The organism is Chitinophaga sp. 9-1-y (assembly GCF_059511905.2).
This window is the reverse complement of the sequence record NZ_CM197955.1, coordinates 4,974,096-4,993,745: the sequence shown is the minus strand read 5'-3', so window position 1 is coordinate 4,993,745 and position 19,650 is coordinate 4,974,096. Positions and strand designations below refer to the sequence as shown.

The window sequence follows — 19,650 nt, the reverse complement described above, 5'->3', positions numbered from 1 at the left end:
GATGTCTTGTAGCCCTTCTTGAAGGGCGCTTGTTTTATCCCTGGAAATTAGCAGAAGTGTATGAACAAAATTATGTATAGTCTGCTGTTGTTAGTAGGTGTAAACACTGCAACCACAGCACAGGAATTATATATGCCCCGGAACATCAAACAGGCATATGTTAACCAGACAAGAGACAAAAGCGGGGCTCCCGGCAAACGTTACTGGCAAAATAAGGGCATATACGACATTAAGTTGTCGGTGGAACCACCAGCCAGAACAGTGACGGGGGAGGAAACTATCACGTATATCAACAACAGCCCGGATGTATTAAAGGGCATGATCCTGCGACTGATTGTTAATCTGCATAAATACCAGGCTCCCCGTTCCGGGTATGTGAGCAAAGATTTTTTAACAGATGGCGTTGTTATAGACCAGCTGGTCATCGATGGCATCCGGGTTAAATTTAATAATGATGTAGGTACCACCGCCTGGGTGGCTTTCCCAAAGGCGCTGGCATCGAAAGATAGTATGCACCTGCATATCAACTGGCATTATGATTTGTCGGTGCTGAGTGGGAGAGAAGGTATGATAGACAGTACCACGGCCTTTATGGCCTATGCCTATCCGAGAGTATCTGTGTATGATGACTACAACGGATGGGATGGACTGGAACATACTGACCGCGTAGAATTTTACAGCGACTTTAACGATTATAACGTAGCCGTTACCGTGCCTAAGAACTTCGTGGTATGGGGTACCGGAACTTTGCTCAATCCCGAAGCCGTATTGCGTCCGGTATTTGCAGACCGGCTGAAACGCGCCATGTCGTCAGATAGCAACGCATCTATTGCCAACCGGCAGGAAATGCAACAGGGAGAAGTAACGCAGCAACAACCGCGTAATACCTGGAAGTTCAGCGCTAATAATATTGCAGATGTTACGTATGCTACCAGTAACCATTACGTATGGGATGCAGCCAGTGTGGTAGTGGATAGCAGCACCATGCGACGCGCCAGTATACAGGCGGCTTACCATGATACCTCCACAGATTTCCATCATTCGGTGGCGTTTTCACATAATGCGCTGAACTGGTTTTCCCATAAATGGCCGGGCGTACCTTATCCATTTTCTACGATGACAGCTGTCCAGGGCTTTGCGGACATGGAATATCCCATGATGGTGAATGATGGCACCGTAGGGGATGACCTCAGCTTTGCACAGCTGGTGCAGGATCACGAGATCGCACATACGTATTTTCCTTTTTACATGGGCATCAACGAAAGTCGCTATTCCTTTATGGATGAGGGCTGGGCTACTACTTTCGAATACCTGATTGGCATCGCAGAGAAAGGAAAGGCAACGGCAGATGAATTCTACCGGAAGTTCCGTGTGAATAAGTATATCCATGATCCTTCTACAGAAGAAGATCAACCGATTATTTCCATGTCTAACCAGGTGAGCGGGATGGGCTATAGCAGCAACTCTTATGGCAAAGCATCATTGTCGTACCTGGCATTGAAAGACCTGTTAGGCGATAGCTTATTCAGAAAATGCTTACATGCTTACATGGATAACTGGCAAGGCAAGCACCCTATTCCCTGGGATTATTTCTATTCCTTTAACACCGCTGCCGGCCAAAACCTGAACTGGTTCTGGAACAACTGGTATTTCAGCCATCACTATATCGATCTTACCCTGGCCGACGTGAAGTTAAACGGGAAAAAAGCTGCCTTGCGTATTGTTAATACCGGTGGTTTTGCGGTGCCTTTTGATGTAGTGATTACTTTTAAAGATGGCAGCACGCACCAGGTGCATCAAACACCGGCTGTATGGAAACAGAACCAGCAAGAAGCATCGCTGAGTTTGCCCTATTCCAAAGAAATCAAATCTATAAAGCTGGAAGGTAATTTGTTTATGGATGCCAACGGGAAAGACAATGAGTGGAAGCGCTAAAATAAGTTGCATTTGCGGGTAATCGGGTGGTGATAAAAGGGAAACCCTTATTCAGGCTAATATTCTTTTGGAATGGGGTAATATCTGCAAGAACTTTATTTTTTTGATCTGCTAATTTCGCGGCGGAAGTATGCCGGGACCACGTTATTTTCATAGATGGGCATCTTTTCAAAAACAATTTATACATGAATAGCAGCAGGTTTTTTCTGGTAGTGGGTTGCTGGCTGGCAATGACCGGCTACACCCGTGCGCAGTCGCCCCGTTGGGCGCTGGCAAAGGATGGCGGTATCCGTCAGACGGTAAAATCACAAGACGTCCATACGGATCATATTGAAATGAGTGGTAAGCAGCTGTCGGCTATTATCACGTATGGTGTAACAGATCAGCAGGAATTGTTACTGAAGAAGCAACTGGTATTCCCCATGCTGCGCACCATTCCCAATAACACGCATGCCAGCCTGAAAGTGAATTTCGATGGCACGGAGTTGCCTGCGATTACTGTAGATGGGGCCGCACTGAAAGTACTGCCGGCCGACTTCTACCTGAAAAGCATTTTACAAATACATGCCCGCACGAATACCGGTCTAACGGTAACGGACATACTATTCCCATCAATAGATAAAGCAGGGTTTATTCAAATGCGGGAGCTGGTCAATAGCAGCACCCGCACCTGTCACGTGCAGGTGGATAGCCTGGTGAAAGAGCAACATACAGATCCGGCCAAAGGTGTATACGGAGAATATGTGATACAGTCGGCGGTAACCGGCTACGGTAGTTTTGACCTGGCGCCGGGAGAGAAACATTCGCTGGCCATCATTTATTCAGCACGTAAAATCAATACGCCTGCCTATTATTTTTCGCCGGCGTATGAGTTAGCGCGCAGGACGGATTTTGTACAATCGCTGATGGAAGACCTGGTGTTGGAAACACCGAATGATACCATCAACCGTGGGTTTGCATTTGCTAAAATCCGTGCTACGGAGAGCATCTATGATACCAAAGCGGGATTGATGCATGGTCCGGGTGGTGGTGCCTACTACGCGGCTATCTGGGCAAATGACCAGGCGGAATATGCCAACCCGTTTTTCCCTTTCCTGGGAAATGCCAATGGCAACGAATCTGCCAGGAACAGTTTCCGTTTGTTTGCCGGCTATATGAATAAAGATTATAAGCCGATTCCCAGTTCCGTGATTGCTGAGGGAGATGGATACTGGAACGGCGCCGGCGATCGCGGCGATCAGGCCATGATTGCTTATGGCGCGGCGCGTTTTGCGCTGGCCTCGGGTGATACGGCTACGGCAAAGCAACTGTACCCACTGATCAACTGGTGCCTGCAATACCTGGAGCTGCACAAGAGACCAGACGGTATCATTACCTCCGACGCAGATGAACTGGAAGGTCGTTTCCCGGCGGGTAAGGCGAATTTATCTACCAATGCGTTGGCCTACGGCGCTTACCAAAGTGCGGCCTGTGTAGCCACTGCATTAGGTGATGAGGCCAATGCCACCTTGTACCGGAATCGCCAGCAACAAATGGGACGTGCTATTGAGCAGTTCTTCGGTCATAACGTACAAGGCTTCGATACCTATCGTTACTACGAAGAAAACACTGTGTTGCGTTCCTGGATTTGCCTGCCGCTGGTAATGGGTATTAATGAACGCCGCGATGCTACCATGAAAGCATTGCTTTCTCCCTATTTGTGGACACATAATGGTATCCTCACCGCATCCGGAGATCATACGTTCTGGGATCGCTCCACCTTGTATGCTTTCCGCGGACTTTTCTTCGCGGGGGCTACGGATACTACCTTAAAATACCTTGCTTATTATACTCGTCAGCGGTTGTTGGGCGAACATGTGCCTTATCCTGTAGAAGCCTGGCCGGAAGGGGATCAGCGCCATCTTTCTGCGGAAAGTGCCTTGTATTGCCGCGTAATTACCGAAGGTCTTTTTGGAATGGTGCCTACCGGCCTGCGGCAGTTTGAGATGTGTCCGCGTTTGCCTGCCACCTGGAACCAGATGGCGTTACGTCATATCCGCGCTTTTGGTGCTGATATGGATATTATGGTAAAGCGTTCGGGCAAACAACTGAAAGTAACGGTAACGGATAAAGGAAAACAGGTGTGGGCGAAAGACTGGAATGGGAAGGAGATATTGAAGGTAGCTTTTAGCGATTAGCTTTTAGCTTTTAGCAAAATGCAGCGGATGAAGACAAAATATATTGTTATCTCCGCTGCATTTTGCTAAAAGCTAAAAGCTAACGGCTAAAAGCTGTTTTATTGTCCTTTTTTGTAAAATGCAGCGGAGATTAACATACAACATGTTCTCCGCTGCATTTTGCTAAAAGCTAAAAGCTAATGGCTAAAAGCTATTTTATTGTCCTTTTTTGTAAAATGCAGCGGAGATTAACATACAACATGTTCTCCGCTGCATTTTGCTAAAAGCTAAAAGCTAATGGCTAAAAGCTGTTTTATTGTCCTTTTTTGTAAAATGCAGCGGAGATTAACATACAACATGTTCTCCGCTGCATTTTGCTAAAAGCTAAAAGCTAATGACTAAAAGCTGTTTTATTGTCCTTTTTTGTAAAATGCAGCGGAGATTAACATACAACATGTTCTCCGCTGCATTTTGCTAAAAGCTAAAAGCTAATGGCTAAAAGCTGTTTTATTGTCCTTTTTTGTAAAATGCAGCGGAGATTAACATACAACATGTTCTCCGCTGCATTTTGCTAAAAGCTAAAAGCTAACGGCTAAAAGCTATTTTACTGTCCTTTTTTGTAAAATGCAGCGGAGATTAACATACAACATGTTCTCCGCTGCATTTTGCTAAAAGCTAAAAGCTAACGGCTAAAAGCTATTTTACTGTCCCTTACCAAAATCAGGTGCGGACTTATCATACCATATTCTTTGCGTGCTAAGGGTAGGCAGGTCCTGCGCATTGGGGGTAAAGCCCTGTTGCTGCATCGCGGCACTCCAGTTAGCGTGGTTTACTTCTCCCGGATCTAACAGCCAAAAGCGGCGGGGGATTAATTCGTTGAAAGTCTCCCTGGCATAATACGTTGAGTTATATTTAGGGTAGCCTGTGCGTCTGCAAAAAACAAATGCTTCATTAGGCTGCCGGTAAAAGCTCAGGTATTCCTGTATGTAAATTCGCTCCAGGTCGTTGGTACCGTTGAATTTAACGTTTGGGTTGTTCAGGTAGTTGTTGATTTCCGTTTGCCCGTTACCGTTATAAGCGGTGGTAGATGCTGCGGCAATAGCCACGGCATTATTGGTTTGAATGGAAGAAGCGATGCCTTTTTTGTACCAGTCTTCCGCGCTGCCCTTGGTATCTACGCCACCGGCATATCCTTTCTGTATAAATTCTGCCAGGTAAAAACAGGTTTCTGCATAAGTAACAGAAACATCCAGGAAGTTATTGGTGGCATTGTTGAGTTTAGGGGAGAAGAATTTCCGGTTGATGGCGGATACCAGGTTGTATTTCGTATACGGACCAATCGGGAAAGCATTACCTATATAGGCGGCTACTGCAGGATTGGTGGTCCAGTCGGCAGGGCCGCCCTGGTACATAATCATCGGGTCATTGATATCAATGAACGCGGGCAGGGTGACGTTATAGGTAGCAAGACTGTCTTTAAAGCTGCCTTTCAGATCATTGGTTTCAAAATATACCGGCAAGCGTGGATCATTACTTTTTTTCAGGAACATCATAATGGAGGTGGAGGCGTAGCGGCGGCTGCGGTAGTCAACATCGCCGCTGCTACCGAAGGGAGAGTAGGTGGTGTTGAGATATTTAACCTGAGAATCATCTCCGTTGATAGGACCGGTAGGATCTTTCAACACTTGCTGGAAAATGGTTTTGCATTTGGCGTTGTCCGCATTTTCCAGGCGGGCGGCGATGCGCAGTTTAAGGGTGTTGGCTAATTTGATCCATTTGGTCCAGTCGCTCTGATAGAAAATGTCTGACTGGTCGTAGCCAATTTGTACTGGCAATGAATTATCTGACAACACTTTTATGGCATCGTCCAGTTGCGACAACCAGTTATCGAAGAGCGCAGGCTGCTCATCGAATACGGGACCGTAGTTGGTTTGATAACGTCCCTGTATAGCCTGTGAGTATGGAATGGATCCATTCATATCTGTTACCTTGATGCCGTGCAGTACCTGTAAAATAAACGACACCGCTTTAATACGCTGGTATTGTTCCTTATTGGTTTTGAGGTCTGCCTGTCTTCTTATCTCAAAGAGATTGGGCAGGATTTGCAGGTAATAGTTATTATAGCGGGTATTTACATTTTGAGTGATTTCGTAAGGGCTGGTGGTGACAGACTGGGTGAAGCGCATGAGCTGTTCCATGCTTTCCCATACCCATTCTGTTCCCTGGTAGGTAATGATTTTATCTTCTGAATAGCTCAGGAGGTATTTCACATCTGGTTGAGCAACGAGACTGGGGTCGGTATTAATATCTCCGAAATTTTTAGCGCAACCCGTAGCGCCCAGTAGTGCCAGTAATATTGCGTATTTTATATTTTTCATGTGAGTTGTTTTTAGTGTGTACAATTTTTACCTAGAAGCCCACCCGGATGGTACCTGCAATGGAGCGTACCATGGGTAGAAATCCTTCTTCCCCGGAAAATGCTGTATTATTGGAGTTGTTGGAGGCCGGGTTGTAATTGTAAGGCAGTGAATTGTACAGGTATAATAAATCGCGGCCTACAATGGCTACGCTCAGGTTGTTGAGCATCAGTTTTTTGCAGATCGCCGGAGAGAACTGGTAGGCCAGGGATACCTGTCGCAGGGAAATCCATGAATTCTTTTTGATCCAGTAATCTGATACACCTGTAGAAGAAGAACCATAGCGGTAGTAGAACTGTGGTGCGTGGCTGGGTTCCACATAGCCTTTGTCGTAGGCTTGTTGGTAAGTCATGCCACCTACATCTACCTGTGTACCGTTGGCCTGTGTAATTTTTTGTCCTTTGGCAAAAACGCCATCAGGAATAATACCATCGTCGTATACCTGTTGGTCATAAGCGCTTTTCCAGGTGATGCCTCCGTGTTCTGCGTCTCTGCCAGCGAGGGTATTAGGGAATATGCCGGTGTGTGTACCATAGCGGTAGGTGAGGAGTACAAAGTCTCCCCCAAATTTACCGTCCAGTAATACATTCAGTGAGAAGTTTTTATAGCGGAAAGTGTTGCCCCATCCTGCGCGGAATTTGGCGTTGATATCTCCTACATCCTGCATGGTATTACTACGAACGGGGAACCCGGTACGGGCATCTGAGCGCCAGGCCAGTTCCGGCTTGCCGTTGTTAGGATCTGCTATGGGGTTACCATTGGCATCTGTAGCCTGGTAGGCTTTAGAATGAATCAGGGTGCGGAGGGTACCATAAGATTTGCCCACTACTGCCCAGGTGCTGATTTCCCCGATATTGGCTTTCAGGTCAAAGTCTGTTCTGCCCGGCGCCAGCGCTACAATCATGTTTTTGTTACTGGAGTAGTTCAGGTTGGTGCTCCATTCGAACGTCTTTGTTTTCACGGGTGTACCATCGATCATGATTTCGATACCCCGGTTCTGAATATTACCCGCATTGATGATTACGCCTTGCAGTCCGGATTCCGGCGGGGTGCCAATGTTCAGGATTTGTCTTTTGGTATTGTCCTGGTAAAGGGAAACGTCGAAGCCAATCCTGTTTTTAAGAAAGCGCATTTCCGCGCCCACTTCTTTCGCAATCTTTCTTTCTGACTGTAGGTTAGGCTGGATGGCAATAATGGCGCCGGTAAGGGGATCGGGATAGCGGCTAAACGTAGAAATAGGAAGATCCACACCATTGGATTGCGTATATCCATTGAAGGCAAATCCCGGGTTAATACCATAAGGATCTGTGTCATGTCCTAACCAGGCAATATTGCCTCTCAACTTACCGAAGCTAATCCAGTCAGGCATTTTAAAGGTTTCGGAGAACAACCAGGATGCGCTAACGGAAGGATAAGTGTAGAAATAGTTACCGGTACCATTGGAATAAGCAAGGGAGGATGACCAGTCGCCGCGAAATGTTCCCTGTATGAATAATTGGTTCTTCCACGCCAGGTCGGCACTGGCATAGATGGAGTTCATGGCTTTCCTGCTCCGCAGGCCACCCGTTGCTTTGGGTTTGTTTTTAGAGTTTGCCAGAAAGTAGTTACCCGGGTAGCTTAATCCGCCATCGGTTTCATCATAGTTATAGGAAGTCTGGAGGCGTTGTGCTTCACCGCCGATATAGCCTGCCAGGTCCAGGTCTTTGGTCAGACTTTTATTCACCATGGCCATCCATTTCAGGAAGTAGCTTTCTTTGTTGGTATGTCCTATTCCGTATAAGCCACCGCCGAAGTTGGGGTCTTGCCCCAGTTCTTTATTTTCATTTTTGGTGTAGAGGTTATTGACGTTGCCTTCCAGCACCAGTTTTAACCAGGGGTTGATGGTAGCGGTGAGGGCGATACGTCCACGAATGGTTTGTTCGTTCTGGAAGTAGTTGTTTTCAAATAAGCTGAACCAGAAACGGGATTCGGGGGCTTTATTCGGCTCATTGGGATTATCAGGATTAGGGGCGCCTCCCAGGATACTGGTGTATTTAGACTGTTGCATCCAGTATTTGGTATCGTAGTTACGTGGAAGTATCCAGGTAAACAGTTTACCAAAGTTATAGGAGGCGAATGCATCGAGTCCGCCTAACCGGGGAGGATTTTCGCCGGAGAAATCGGTGTAGTTGGCGCTTGCATCAGCACTGAGCCATTTGTTGACTACATGCGTAACGTGCAGATCTATACTGTTTTTGAGGAGGGCATTTTTCCGTACAATGCCTTCGCTCTGGTCGCGGGTATAGGATACACGGAAGGTGGAGCGATCGGTACCACCGTCTAATGAGATGTTAGTGGCGGAGCCATGGCCATTCTGAAATGCATCCAGGAAGTTGTTGGGCTGGGCTACATATTTGGTGGGGGTACCGTCGTAATTGATCACATCCTGTCCGGCGAAGCGGGGGCCCCAGTTTTCCAGTTCCCGGTTTATTTGCTGGTCTATATATGGCTTACCGGTGTTGGGATCTGTGGGAAATACTTTTGTTCTCCAGTTCTCGGTAGGTTTATAATTTTGATCGCGTCTGTCGGTAAAGAATGCGCCTACCGTACCGCCGCCATATTCATTTTGGAAATCAGGACCTGAGTAGGGTTTGAACACATTGAAGGTTTGACTGACATTCACGCCCAATCCTTTTCGTTCGTGTCCTTTTTTAGTGGTGATGAGGATCACGCCATTGATGGATCGGGAGCCATAAAGGGCGGCGGCAGCGGAGCCTTTCAACACGGTAACAGATTCAAAATCTTCCATGTTCAGGTTTTTCAGGTCGTTACCGAAGTCGCGGCCCGTGCCACCAAAGGTGTTATTTTCCACGATGACACCATCGATCACAAAAATCGGTTGGTTGTTGGTGCCCAGGGTGGAGTTACCGCGGATCAGTATTTTGGTGCTTCCAAAGAGTCCGCCGGCGCCCTGGTCTATCTGCACGCCCGCTACCTTGCCCTGCAGGGCATTTACGGGGTTTACTTCGTTGGTAATGGCGAGATCCGCGCCCTTGATTTCCGTGGCAGAATAGCCGAGGCTTTTCTTTGCCTTAGTGATGCCGAGAGCGGTTACCACTACTTCACCGAGCTGTTTGTTGTCTTCCGTGAGGGTGACATTGAGGGAGGTCTGACCGTTGATCGCTATTTCCTGTTTAATAAATCCGACCGCATTAAATACCAAGGTGCCGTTACCTGGTGCGGTGATGGTGTAAATACCCAGGCCATTGGAGATGGCGCCGGTTTTAGTGCCTTTCAGTAATACAGATACCCCGGGAATAGGTTCTTTGTTGGTACCAGTAATCTTTCCGGTAATGTTGATGTTTTGGGCAAATAATGTACTGCAGCAGAGCAGCAGGTACAAAGAAATGGCCCTGCGTTTGCAAGAGTGTAGCAATTTCCACATACATTTTGGTTTACAGGTTAATAAATAATTACGGTGATCATTGACCGATGGCGTGCAATTTTTCTATTTGTTCATGATGGTTGATTGATGCGACGACTGCTCACGACAAGTATGCCTTTTCACCGTTTCTACAAAACGACAGTTTGCATTGTTCTTTTAATTAAACAGGCTGGTTGGGTAAATGTTTTGGATGAAAATGGCTGCGTGCTCACTAATTGCTCTGATGCTCTCCCGGGAGCCGGTGATGGATATTATATAAATAGGAATGTATAGGGCTTTGATGGCTGTCTGCCACAAAATGTGCTGACAGGTAAAGCATTAGTAAGATACTATTATCTGCTGGGTTATGGAACTTATTTTTTTAATACAAATTATCGTGTATGCACGCAAATATCCATGTTCCGTTATACATTTGACATATGAATTTAATCGGTAACATTATCTGGCTCATCTTCGGAGGCTTTCTTACATTTTTGCAGTATATGGTCAGCGGTTTATTGCTTTGTCTGACTATCATCGGTATTCCTTTTGGGTTGCAGTGCTTTAAAATTGGTTTCTTTACATTGATGCCTTTCGGGCGTCAGGTGCGGGATGTACCCGGGCAAACCGGTTGTTTATCTACCATTTTTAATATTATCTGGATCTTTCTTGGAGGCATCTGGATTGCGTTGACGCACCTGGGATTTGGATTGCTGCTGTGCATCACTATTATTGGTATTCCATTCGGTCGCCAGCATTTTAAGCTGATGAGCCTTAGCTTTACTCCTTTTGGTAAGGAGATTTATTAACGGTTGTGTGTGCCGGTGTTGGCATGACTATTGGCTTTTAGTATTTCAAACTAAAACCTGGAATATGAAAAAGATGTTGATTGCCGCCGCTGTTGTAGGTGCTGCCGCCTCCCTGGTAGTGTTGTATCTCAGGAAACGTTATCCCGGGGAGCCATTGGCAGATAAAGCCCGTGACCTGGTAAAAGATTCGGTAGATACCGTGGGCAAGTACGCCAGCAAAGCAAAGAAGGAAGAAAATGGCATTTATAGTAATGCTATGGGCTAAACGTCCCGCGGAATAAAAGTCATCAAAGCGTGTCCGTTGTACGGACGCGCTTTTTTTGTATGTTTGCGGCATAATTATTATCTCCACATATCAGAGCAGGATCATCAAAGATCCGTCTTCCCCGAAAGGGAGCAGGGTTTCCTTTCACTAATTTCTCCAGATAATACGATTTGTTTTTCCGGTGCATTAGCGCCCCGGGGAGCTTTTATCTTCCAAAAAATAAATTACATGACTATCATAAATAATAAAGCCATTGTATTGGCAGCTGTTAAACAATTAATAGGGGAGCGGAATGCCGGTGTAGTGGATACTTTTCTACATGACCATTATATTCAACACAGTCCACAGGTAAAAGATGGTAAGACCGGGTTACTGGAAGCCATTCACCAGTTGCAGCAAATGCCGCTTCCTCCAGCTGGTCAGGCATCGCCTATTGTACGCACGATAGCAGACGGGGACTACGTTATGTTGCATATGGATGTCGCCTTTATGGGCAGGAAACTGGCCGTTGTGGATCTTTATCGCCTCGAAGCGGGGAAGCTGGCTGAACATTGGGAGGCTACGCAGGTGCAGCCTGCTGATGTACTGATTACTGCCGGTACCACAGCTATCACAGCAACAGAAAAAACGGCCGAAAATAAGCGGTGGGTGCAGCGTTTTTTCCAGCAACCCGATGAGGTTTTACTGTCGCCGGATTACGTGAATCATGATGTGGCGCCGTTTGCCCCGGAGCAGTTGACCGTGCATCGAATATTAGGAGAAGGGAATTTTGTGATGGTGCAGTCGTCCGGTATGCTGAATGATCAACCGGCAGTGTTTTACGACATCTGCCGGGTGGAGCATGATTTGCTGGCAGAGCATTGGCGGGTGGCGCAGGCCATTCCCCCGGTATTACCACATACCAATGGCATGATATAAGGAGGTGAGGTCCCCCGTTATTATAGCGGGGGACTTAATGAAATTTCTCGCCTTTCGACAGCATATCGACGAATGTAGCTATCCGTTTGGCCCTTGTTTCAGGTTTCTTGGCGCTCTGCAACCGGAAGTAGATGGCGAATAAATTTTGCTTATTCAGCGTTTGGAAGAAGGCTTTTGCTTTTTTATTTTTATTCAATGCTGCCATAAAGTCTTCCGGAATAGTGGCATCACGGGAGGTGGCATAAGCGGCGTCCCAGCGGCCGTCGGCTTTGGCGGCTTCTACCTGGGCAAAGCCAGCGGGTTTCATTTTGCCAAGTTTGGTGAGTCGTTCTATGTGTTTGGTATTTCTTTCGGACCAGATGCTTTTTGCGCGGCGGGGCGTAAATTTCTGTACAAAGGACACGTCATCCCTGGACTTGGACATACCATCTATCCATCCGTAACAGAGTGCTTCTTCCAATGCCTGGGCATAATTGATGGAGGGGATTTTGGAATCTTTTTTATACATGAGTAACCATACGCCATCTGTTTGGGTATGATTTTCGGCGAGCCATTGTTCCCATTGCTCCTGGGTTTCAAAGGCTAATACGGGTAATTCTTTGGGTGTTTCTTTAGGCTTTGTCATAGGTACGAAGATAGGGTATTGAATAGCGTGTAGGCGTAGGCGTTAAAATTTTTTTCAAGAAAAATTTGGAAGTAATGGAATAATTATTACTTTTGCACTCCCAATAAATGAAACGATTCCCTAGCTCAGTTGGTAGAGCAATACACTTTTAATGTATGGGTCTTGGGTTCGAGTCCCAAGGGGATCACTGGAAGATTACAAAGCCTGCGCTAGTCGTGGGCTTTGTTGTTTTGGTCTATTTGTTAGTCTATCAAAGTGCGAATTCGCGTTTCGTGTTTACTTAGTTTTATTTGGGTTGACTTGTCTGTATGAAGATATTGCTTTTTAGTTTATGTTTTCATGAATTATGTCATTACGGAGGTTGGGTTTTCGATTTTTCAACTTCATTGCATGTTTTTGTCGAAATAAAAATTCGTAATGATAGCCCTTGACTCCCTTCTTATTTAGACAGCAATTTTCATATTTTTCCTCCGAACCACATGGGCAAAAATCTTTCGGCAAAAAAGAACTGTAATTTTCATGTTGAAAATACGTTTCGTGAATAATGATATTCCAATAGTCAAACGGGCCTAATTCTAATTCATTGTAATATTCAAGTAATTCATAGTCGTGATGATCTATTCTTTCATTCGTTTTTTCATCAGTAAAGAAGAGAACTCCGTATTTATTTACAGGATTTTGGACTATTGCTATTCCAATATAATCCACGTCTGTAACATTTCTTACACATAATTCGCCATTGTAAATTTCTCCCACTATATGACCACACGGATTTCGGATGGAAATTTTCTTTTTACAAATACTACACTCTTTTTCTTTCTTTATTATCTCTGAACTTGCAAATAACTTATATGGAAAAAGAACTTGTAAGTTTGTTATTGTTCTTTCTATAAAGGACAGTCTATATTTTTTTTCATCATAGCCGTAGTGTTTTTTAAGGGAAAGAAAAAGTATTTCTATCGCTTCAAGCATACACCATGCATCGTAGAATTTACTTGATTTTATTAACATGTATGCATCTAAATAGCTCTTATGTATACGAATTATTTGTTCTAGCACCCATATTTCTTTTGCTTTTTCTGGGAAATTCCTTTTAACTGCTTTCCTTTTCGCCTGCTTTAGTTCAATTAAAATGCTATCAAAATTGAAAGATTTGGTTCCAAGACCAGAGAGGTTTTTTTTAAACTCATTTATCTTCATTCGTAATAAGTTTTTTTATATCTTCTGTGACTTCATGGACATTTTCAGCGGGTCCGTCGTAGTCAAATTTTAGGGACTTTCCAGTTGTTGTGTCAACAATAGTGAGTGAAAATTTCAGTTTGGGTTTCTCAAGATGTTTGGCAGGTGACGCTTTGCTTTTAACATATGGTTCGGAATGAACTTTTTTACCATTGGTATTTTCATTGGATATTTGATGGGCACTATTGTCAATAGTATTTACTTGTATTATTGGTTTATTTTCCTCCTCTTGTATTATATTTTTTTTCACATACTCTCCAAGCACATCTAAAAATAATGGTAGTACTATGCTAAGTACTATAAAAGACCCCAATCTTTTATAGTTGCTATATAAGCCTAATTCTATATAATCTTCATCGCTTATGCAAATATCTACATAAGCGTCTTGGGGAAGATGGGCTTTAAAAAAAGATAAAATACTTTCAGTACCCACGGGAAATGTTGGTTCTTGATGGTCACGAAATCCAATAGTAGGAACCATTAGGATTTTTGCTTTCTTTAATTCATCTTTCAAGTTTTCCGGGATAAAAGGTTGAGATATCCAGGTTTCAAAGTTTTCACTAACTTCAGAAGTCTCAAGGATGTAATCTTTACTCATTATTTGTTATTATTATGTGTTTTACTAGATAGTTTTATAAGGGTCCGTATTTTTTGAAGATAAATTATACCTATCTCATAAATTAATCGTAAATTAATATTTATTTTTTTTTTAAAATAGGATAAGATGAGAAAGATTTTGAAGCGTTTGACATCCTTTGCCACTTTTGATCTCCCCGGTAATATAGGCTATAATCGGTTACTACTGTATACAATTCACAAAGAACAAGTATCAGCTATTCCCCATTGGAATATTGAAGGTACACGAAGAAAGCTCATCGCCCTTTATTGGTATAGACATGTGCTTTATCACTTCCTACTATTGTTCTGCACTGCAGTTTTTATGATCTTGCCATTTAGCCCATACTTTAATTTACTTTACTTATCTGTACTGTGCGTGATGGGGGCCATAAGTTTTGGGGTAGTCTACCTTTTTATCTATTTACCTCTTTTTTCATCAGCATTTATTCCACAGTTGGAAACATTGGTTGCTAATTTTAAAATGGAGCATTTAGCAGTACCACAGACTAAAAGCTCTAAGACACAAGCTAAAATACCAACATTAACCATAATTCATTCCGTATTGATGGAAATGGCTGGTGTCACAAGAATTGCTTGTGATGATAAGTCCGCACAGGCATTGAATACCTTAACGGGTTTGGACACTGGTAGTATTAAAGAGAATCTTCGCCGGATTTATCAGCCTTCCAAACTCACACCAAAGGAGCGCGCGGAAATTAGTAAAGCCATCATTGCTGCGCGCTCCTATTTTACAAAGTTGAATCATCCTCGTGCATTTAAAATATTAGATCGGTTAGAACAAAAGTTGTAAAAGGCGTATATCCTTTACAATTTGCACCGGCTCGCTTTCACCGTGATAGAATAGTAGACCACATCTTAATTTCTGCACTCTGGAAGTTTAAGCAAGTTATCCGACTGGACATTATCTCGTACCGTTTTTACGTATTTTGTTCCCCACGGACTAGTTTCTGCTATTAACTTGGCTTTGTTACCGAATAGGTCTTGTACATAAGCATATCCACCCTGAGTAATCCAGTCATGCATATCGTTTCTTGTTGTAGTACCAGTGCCACCAGTGGCCTCGTTAAGCCAAGTAAGAGAAGTGATTGCAACATATGGATTCTCATGATTTCCCCCAGCTTTTTTAATGCAAGTAATTTTAATGGACATAATTTTGATTAGTTGTATTAAATAATGTTTCAATAATCCGTATAACATATTAAATATTTTGTTAACTATTTGTTATGCAGAATCATTTAATAATTTCACAGAAAAGTGAGATGAAAGCTATTTCGGTCTAGTATAAGTATACTTAGTTTTTTTTAGCTTGCCCCCAAACGTATGTTTGCCGGCTAAAACAGTAAGTGTATGAAAGAAAATGTGCAAATTGAGAAAACTGTAACCCCGATGTTGTTTCCCTTTGACCCCAACCAGTTTTGGCAACAGGTAAGACTTATTATCCGGGAGGAAGTTACCAATCTGGAAAGTAGTAGATCCACTCAACCAGTCTATGAAACTCCAGGATTGACTTATAAGCCCCTTTTTAAGCTCGTAGAAGTCTGTAAGCTATTTCAGGTTACTAAGCCTACTATTTACAAGTGGATTGAGCGCGGAAGGCTAAAACCCTACAAAATTGAATCTCGTCTTTTCTTTCTCTGGAATGACATTCAGCAATTATTACAACCTAAACAAGACAGTAAAGATTAAATGTTCAGCTTCGCTGGCCATTTGTGAAGATCGAATAGACAGCTTTGCTATCTGTTCAGGGAGATTGAACCGGCGGCGTTGCCTCCAGTTCGGGAAGATCGGGTAGGGGCTGCTCCACGCAGGCCCCTTACCCGCGAAGAGTGAACGGGCGCCTTCGGCATCCCGTTCGCGGATTCGGAACGGGCTTCGCTCCGTTAGCGAGCGGTGTTTTTGCTTCGCAAAAACCGCTCGCCCCTTCACTCCCGTTGGTCGCAAAGGGGAAATGCAGCGGAGATTAAATCGGAGATCGTATGGAGAGAACAGAGCAAAGACCAAAAGGTAAAGGAGGCCGACCGGCTAAAGCCGTTCGAAGAGAGAAGCAATTTAGCGTCAGATTTACGGCAGCAGAGTATTATACAGTGAAGGGAAAAGCCCGCGATAGCGGCTTTTCCCTCACTGTATTCTTCCGGCAAATTGCCCTTAACGGGCAGGTTAAAATTCGTTTGACTGTAGATGAAAAGCACATGCTAAAGCAGTTAATAGGCATGGCCTCTAACATTAATCAACTGGCAAAAGCAGCTCACCAGCATGGCCTGGCGGCCGCTTTGTTATACTTTGAACAGTATAGAATGCAGCTTGATGAACTAATAAACCGGTTGACAAATGATAAGTAAGGTAATTACCGGCAGTAGTTTTTATGGCTGCTGTCGGTATATATGTGAAGATGAAAACCGGGCCATAGTATTAGCCGCAGAAGGAGTAAGGGACTATGATTACCGCCTGATGGCCCATGATTTTGAGGCCCAAAGAAAGGATTTACCGGGTAAAAAGAAGGCCGTTTTTCATGGTATTCTTAGCTTTTATCCAGGAGAATCTTTGTCGGATGACGCACTGGAAACAATAGCGCGGGAGTATCTGGAGAAGATTGGTATGTCTGATACGCAGTTTGCAATAGCCAAACACATCGACAAAAAACACTTGCACCTGCATATTATAGCCAACTTTGTAGGAAATAAAAGAAAGGCAATTCGTGACAGTTGGATCGGCTTAAGAGGCAAGAAAGCAGCACAGGAACTAACTATGAAATATCAATTAGTCCCGGCTGAAAAGAAAAATTTGTCTTTGACAAATGTCGAATCTTTGAACACAGAAGAAGCCATTCGTTATGAAATTTACGACGCTATTCAAAAGAAATTACCACTAGCTAGAAGTCTTTCGGGGTTAATAGATAGCCTGCTTAAATCGGGAATAGATATACAGTATAAGTATAAATCAGGTACCAGAGAATTGCAGGGAATCAGTTTTAAAAAGGGGCTTTATTGCTTTAAAGGAAGTAAGATAGACCGTAAGTTTTCCATTACAGGATTACAAAAAATAATCCAGGAAAATAACCAGAAACAGACGCAAAAAAGAAAGCTTAGAAGGGGAATATGACGCTAAAAAGTAAATCGCTGCCGCGGGCTTGCGCCTTGTCCAGGATAATTTTTGCAACGCTTTTTCGCTACCGGGCATGTTCGAAAAAATCATCCTGGACAACGCGCAGTATGCTCTTAATAAGGAGAGTTATTGCGTTAAGTTATAATTCTTCAACCCTTTTATGAAAGTCAGAAAGAGTAATACCAAAATATTTGCAGAGAGCAGAAAGTGTGCTGACAGTAGGATTAGCTTTGGCCGTTTCTATTCGACCAACGTGTATATTCGTATCATTATAAACTTCTTCCTGACTAACGTCTTTAGCCTCACGTAATTCTTTAAGAACCGCGGCTATTCCCTTTAACAGCTTATTATTTCTTATTTGCTTCGCCATCTTACATACAAGATGGGGCTAAATATTTTTCTGAGTAATGACGAATATGTCATTATTTTAACTATTTTCGTTTTATCAATTATAAACCGACAATCTGAATTTTAAAAAGCACACTATGAATAAATATTGATAGAACTGGTTTTACTTCTAAAGTAAAATCAATATTTTCGCGATTCTTCAATAAAATAATTTGAAGCAATTCGCTTTTGCCTTGCTATAGAAACGTAGGAAATTTCAGAACACAGGGTGATAGGTGAATGGCTCATGCTATAAAGGCGTGGGCCAACTTATCTGTGTTCAGGCTTCCTACGGCCTCTATAGCGGAGAAAGTTGGTACCTGCGCCTTTTTCTTTTATCCTCCCCGCAGGCTTAGGCTGTTTCTCAGATTTTAATGATAAGGTTTAGCTAACCGGTCCTTATGGATCGGTAGGGAGAACTGTTTGGCATAATCAGACCTGTAGCCCTTTTAATCATTCTTTAAATTAAAAAGTTATGGAAAGTTTATTAAGTAACCTGTGCGACATTACCCCCTTTACTAGTAAGACTAGTTTTGTAAACGTCTGTTGGTATTCGTTAAGTCGGGTTATAGCCAGTAAGGACGCCGATAAATGGACGTCCAGACAACGGGATGACTTTATGCTATTCACTCAGTATTTTGTTAGATGCGGGGAGGCTGTGTTTATTGTTAAAGAGGCTTTGATCCGGGAGAATGTTAGAGACCTCAATAGTAAGTTAGTTGCCGAGCTGGCGGAGTCTTTAGATTGGTTAGAGGAATTTGCATCATCCATAGAAGCAGATGACCTTGAAAGAACAATTGATGAGTATGCCGAGATACTCTTAAATATAGAGCCGCAGATGGTAGATGAGGAAGTAGCCGATTTTGCGGCTAACCAGTTCAAATTTTTCTTCCAGAAGGTCCATTCTTTAAATATTGAAGAACGAGCAAAGAGAAATAGGTCTATTATCATCATTAAGCCTACCATATAAGAGCTTGGAAGGTCTGAACGTGTTAACGGGTAAAAGGTAATGTTATGGAAGATCTATTAGCCACTTTAAACAGAATTACCGCTTATACCTCAGAGCATTGTTTTGTCAGGTTTTGCTGGCGTTACCTAGGCGAGGTGATGTATTGCAAAGAGGTAGATAAATGGGATGCTGCTAAACGCAGCCAGTTTATATGTACTTCAAGTTTCCTTATAGAGGGTGTCAGGGCTGTTTTTGTTACGAGGGACGCTCTTATCCGAAATAACGAAATAGAACTAACCAGTTCGTTGATAAGCCTACTCAATGAACATCTAACATGGTTGGACGAATTTTCCACTGTTTTAGATCTGAATGATCTAAATGAAATGCTTGATGAGTGCGTAAATTGCCTCATAAATGCCGATACGGATTATTGGGAAACCGTTACAATTGAGCTGGTGGCCAGTTACCTTAAGATGTTCTTTCTGTCTGTACATTCTTTAAAAATGTCGGAACGTATTCAACTGGTAAAAAATTCAATAACTCTTTAAACGCACATGATGAGTACCAATAAACGCAATGCAAACATACTATTTACGCTACACGCGGAATTTTGCAAGCTACCGGCGCTTTTCAGGGAACGGGTTTGCGAGGAATGTAATTATAGTACTCCAACCTTTTACAGAAAGATGAGGGGTATTGATAAATATGTAGAAGGTAAGCTGATAATAGCATTAAGTAATGCTGAAAAGCAAAAGGTCCGCGAGATTGCGGAAGAAGTAACTAACAAGTTATGTGCTTCTGTTTTC

At 43.5% G+C, this 19,650-nt stretch carries 18 protein-coding genes and 1 tRNA gene; 12 read left to right on the top strand and 7 right to left on the bottom strand.

Annotated elements, in window-relative coordinates; all coding sequences use genetic code 11:
* Nucleotides 1–60: 60 nt before the first annotated feature.
* Both AC5ZC7_RS19580 and AC5ZC7_RS19575 read left to right on the top strand, forming a co-directional pair.
* On the top strand, nucleotides 61–1,935 hold the full coding sequence (locus AC5ZC7_RS19580; RefSeq protein ID WP_496157208.1) for a M1 family aminopeptidase: 1,875 nt from the start codon (nucleotides 61–63) through the stop codon (nucleotides 1,933–1,935).
* A gap of 185 nt (nucleotides 1,936–2,120) precedes the next feature.
* The gene (locus tag AC5ZC7_RS19575) at nucleotides 2,121–4,112 is read left to right on the top strand and encodes a glucosidase family protein (protein ID WP_496157209.1); all 1,992 of its coding nucleotides are present in this window, start codon (nucleotides 2,121–2,123) and stop codon (nucleotides 4,110–4,112) included.
* A 680-nt stretch (nucleotides 4,113–4,792) separates the two neighbouring features.
* Here AC5ZC7_RS19575 and AC5ZC7_RS19570 read toward each other — a convergent pair.
* Nucleotides 4,793–6,469, bottom strand: coding sequence for a SusD/RagB family nutrient-binding outer membrane lipoprotein (locus AC5ZC7_RS19570; protein WP_496157210.1), 1,677 nt, complete (start codon nucleotides 6,467–6,469; stop codon nucleotides 4,793–4,795).
* A gap of 31 nt (nucleotides 6,470–6,500) precedes the next feature.
* Nucleotides 6,501–9,932 (bottom strand): SusC/RagA family TonB-linked outer membrane protein, encoded by a 3,432-nt coding sequence (locus tag AC5ZC7_RS19565; RefSeq protein WP_496157211.1) that lies wholly within the window; start codon nucleotides 9,930–9,932, stop codon nucleotides 6,501–6,503.
* Between the two features lie 419 nt (nucleotides 9,933–10,351).
* On the opposite strand from AC5ZC7_RS19565, the gene AC5ZC7_RS19560 reads away from it, so the two are divergent.
* The 3 genes from AC5ZC7_RS19560 (at nucleotide 10,352) to AC5ZC7_RS19550 (ending at nucleotide 11,903) form a co-directional block, all read left to right on the top strand.
* Entirely contained in the window at nucleotides 10,352–10,720 is a 369-nt protein-coding gene (locus AC5ZC7_RS19560; protein ID WP_496157212.1) for a YccF domain-containing protein, read from the top strand.
* Between the two features lie 64 nt (nucleotides 10,721–10,784).
* Nucleotides 10,785–10,985: a hypothetical protein gene (locus tag AC5ZC7_RS19555; RefSeq protein ID WP_496157213.1), complete on the top strand. Its 201-nt coding sequence runs from the start codon at nucleotides 10,785–10,787 to the stop codon at nucleotides 10,983–10,985.
* Between the two features lie 228 nt (nucleotides 10,986–11,213).
* Nucleotides 11,214–11,903 (top strand): nuclear transport factor 2 family protein, encoded by a 690-nt coding sequence (locus AC5ZC7_RS19550; RefSeq protein WP_496157214.1) that lies wholly within the window; start codon nucleotides 11,214–11,216, stop codon nucleotides 11,901–11,903.
* Nucleotides 11,904–11,937: 34 nt separating this feature from the next.
* Here the strand turns inward: AC5ZC7_RS19550 and AC5ZC7_RS19545 are convergent, their stop codons facing one another.
* A complete protein-coding gene (locus AC5ZC7_RS19545; protein WP_496157215.1) occupies nucleotides 11,938–12,528 on the bottom strand; it encodes a YdeI/OmpD-associated family protein in 591 nt (196 codons plus the stop codon).
* A 114-nt stretch (nucleotides 12,529–12,642) separates the two neighbouring features.
* Between AC5ZC7_RS19545 and AC5ZC7_RS19540 the strand changes: the two genes are divergently transcribed.
* Nucleotides 12,643–12,715, top strand: a tRNA-Lys gene (locus AC5ZC7_RS19540).
* Nucleotides 12,716–12,852: 137 nt separating this feature from the next.
* Here AC5ZC7_RS19540 and AC5ZC7_RS19535 read toward each other — a convergent pair.
* A complete protein-coding gene (locus tag AC5ZC7_RS19535; RefSeq protein ID WP_496157216.1) occupies nucleotides 12,853–13,728 on the bottom strand; it encodes an SEC-C metal-binding domain-containing protein in 876 nt (291 codons plus the stop codon).
* Nucleotides 13,715–14,365, bottom strand: a complete 651-nt coding sequence (locus AC5ZC7_RS19530) for a hypothetical protein (RefSeq protein ID WP_496157217.1) — start codon at nucleotides 14,363–14,365, stop codon at nucleotides 13,715–13,717. The genes AC5ZC7_RS19535 and AC5ZC7_RS19530 overlap by 14 nt, the downstream gene beginning before the upstream one ends.
* A gap of 126 nt (nucleotides 14,366–14,491) precedes the next feature.
* Between AC5ZC7_RS19530 and AC5ZC7_RS19525 the strand changes: the two genes are divergently transcribed.
* On the top strand, nucleotides 14,492–15,196 hold the full coding sequence (locus AC5ZC7_RS19525) for a hypothetical protein (protein WP_496157218.1): 705 nt from the start codon (nucleotides 14,492–14,494) through the stop codon (nucleotides 15,194–15,196).
* Nucleotides 15,197–15,261: 65 nt separating this feature from the next.
* Here the strand turns inward: AC5ZC7_RS19525 and AC5ZC7_RS19520 are convergent, their stop codons facing one another.
* Entirely contained in the window at nucleotides 15,262–15,603 is a 342-nt protein-coding gene (locus tag AC5ZC7_RS19520; protein WP_496157219.1) for a DUF3892 domain-containing protein, read from the bottom strand.
* A gap of 150 nt (nucleotides 15,604–15,753) precedes the next feature.
* On the opposite strand from AC5ZC7_RS19520, the gene AC5ZC7_RS19515 reads away from it, so the two are divergent.
* From AC5ZC7_RS19515 to AC5ZC7_RS19505, 3 genes are all read left to right on the top strand, one after another.
* Nucleotides 15,754–16,092 carry a helix-turn-helix domain-containing protein gene (locus AC5ZC7_RS19515; protein WP_496157220.1) on the top strand — a complete coding sequence of 113 codons (339 nt, stop codon included), beginning with the start codon at nucleotides 15,754–15,756 and terminating at the stop codon, nucleotides 16,090–16,092.
* Nucleotides 16,093–16,382: 290 nt separating this feature from the next.
* Nucleotides 16,383–16,745 (top strand): plasmid mobilization protein, encoded by a 363-nt coding sequence (locus AC5ZC7_RS19510; RefSeq protein ID WP_496157221.1) that lies wholly within the window; start codon nucleotides 16,383–16,385, stop codon nucleotides 16,743–16,745.
* The gene (locus tag AC5ZC7_RS19505; RefSeq protein WP_496157222.1) at nucleotides 16,735–17,505 is read left to right on the top strand and encodes a relaxase/mobilization nuclease domain-containing protein; all 771 of its coding nucleotides are present in this window, start codon (nucleotides 16,735–16,737) and stop codon (nucleotides 17,503–17,505) included. The genes AC5ZC7_RS19510 and AC5ZC7_RS19505 overlap by 11 nt, the downstream gene beginning before the upstream one ends.
* 142 nt (nucleotides 17,506–17,647) lie before the next feature.
* Here the strand turns inward: AC5ZC7_RS19505 and AC5ZC7_RS19500 are convergent, their stop codons facing one another.
* The gene (locus tag AC5ZC7_RS19500) at nucleotides 17,648–17,878 is read right to left on the bottom strand and encodes a helix-turn-helix domain-containing protein (protein ID WP_496157223.1); all 231 of its coding nucleotides are present in this window, start codon (nucleotides 17,876–17,878) and stop codon (nucleotides 17,648–17,650) included.
* A 492-nt stretch (nucleotides 17,879–18,370) separates the two neighbouring features.
* On the opposite strand from AC5ZC7_RS19500, the gene AC5ZC7_RS19495 reads away from it, so the two are divergent.
* Nucleotides 18,371–18,865: a hypothetical protein gene (locus AC5ZC7_RS19495; protein WP_496157224.1), complete on the top strand. Its 495-nt coding sequence runs from the start codon at nucleotides 18,371–18,373 to the stop codon at nucleotides 18,863–18,865.
* A 44-nt stretch (nucleotides 18,866–18,909) separates the two neighbouring features.
* Nucleotides 18,910–19,392 (top strand): hypothetical protein, encoded by a 483-nt coding sequence (locus AC5ZC7_RS19490; protein WP_496157225.1) that lies wholly within the window; start codon nucleotides 18,910–18,912, stop codon nucleotides 19,390–19,392.
* Nucleotides 19,393–19,650: the final 258 nt, after the last annotated feature.

What these genes read in the sequence shown, in the direction of transcription:
- AC5ZC7_RS19555 (WP_496157213.1), top strand. Translation starts at nt 10,785, where the DNA reads ATGAAAAAGATGTTGATTGCCGCCGCTGTTGTAGGTGCTGCCGCCTCC.
- AC5ZC7_RS19520 (WP_496157219.1), bottom strand. Translation starts at nt 15,603, where the DNA reads ATGTTATACGGATTATTGAAACATTATTTAATACAACTAATCAAAATT.
- AC5ZC7_RS19530 (WP_496157217.1), bottom strand. Translation starts at nt 14,365, where the DNA reads ATGAGTAAAGATTACATCCTTGAGACTTCTGAAGTTAGTGAAAACTTT.
- AC5ZC7_RS19490 (WP_496157225.1), top strand. Translation starts at nt 18,910, where the DNA reads ATGGAAGATCTATTAGCCACTTTAAACAGAATTACCGCTTATACCTCA.
- AC5ZC7_RS19560 (WP_496157212.1), top strand. Translation starts at nt 10,352, where the DNA reads ATGAATTTAATCGGTAACATTATCTGGCTCATCTTCGGAGGCTTTCTT.
- AC5ZC7_RS19580 (WP_496157208.1), top strand. Translation starts at nt 61, where the DNA reads ATGAACAAAATTATGTATAGTCTGCTGTTGTTAGTAGGTGTAAACACT.
- AC5ZC7_RS19525 (WP_496157218.1), top strand. Translation starts at nt 14,492, where the DNA reads ATGAGAAAGATTTTGAAGCGTTTGACATCCTTTGCCACTTTTGATCTC.
- AC5ZC7_RS19570 (WP_496157210.1), bottom strand. Translation starts at nt 6,469, where the DNA reads ATGAAAAATATAAAATACGCAATATTACTGGCACTACTGGGCGCTACG.
- AC5ZC7_RS19515 (WP_496157220.1), top strand. Translation starts at nt 15,754, where the DNA reads ATGAAAGAAAATGTGCAAATTGAGAAAACTGTAACCCCGATGTTGTTT.
- AC5ZC7_RS19505 (WP_496157222.1), top strand. Translation starts at nt 16,735, where the DNA reads ATGATAAGTAAGGTAATTACCGGCAGTAGTTTTTATGGCTGCTGTCGG.
- AC5ZC7_RS19550 (WP_496157214.1), top strand. Translation starts at nt 11,214, where the DNA reads ATGACTATCATAAATAATAAAGCCATTGTATTGGCAGCTGTTAAACAA.
- AC5ZC7_RS19495 (WP_496157224.1), top strand. Translation starts at nt 18,371, where the DNA reads ATGGAAAGTTTATTAAGTAACCTGTGCGACATTACCCCCTTTACTAGT.
- AC5ZC7_RS19545 (WP_496157215.1), bottom strand. Translation starts at nt 12,528, where the DNA reads ATGACAAAGCCTAAAGAAACACCCAAAGAATTACCCGTATTAGCCTTT.
- AC5ZC7_RS19565 (WP_496157211.1), bottom strand. Translation starts at nt 9,932, where the DNA reads ATGTGGAAATTGCTACACTCTTGCAAACGCAGGGCCATTTCTTTGTAC.
- AC5ZC7_RS19510 (WP_496157221.1), top strand. Translation starts at nt 16,383, where the DNA reads ATGGAGAGAACAGAGCAAAGACCAAAAGGTAAAGGAGGCCGACCGGCT.
- AC5ZC7_RS19535 (WP_496157216.1), bottom strand. Translation starts at nt 13,728, where the DNA reads ATGAAGATAAATGAGTTTAAAAAAAACCTCTCTGGTCTTGGAACCAAA.
- AC5ZC7_RS19575 (WP_496157209.1), top strand. Translation starts at nt 2,121, where the DNA reads ATGAATAGCAGCAGGTTTTTTCTGGTAGTGGGTTGCTGGCTGGCAATG.
- AC5ZC7_RS19500 (WP_496157223.1), bottom strand. Translation starts at nt 17,878, where the DNA reads ATGGCGAAGCAAATAAGAAATAATAAGCTGTTAAAGGGAATAGCCGCG.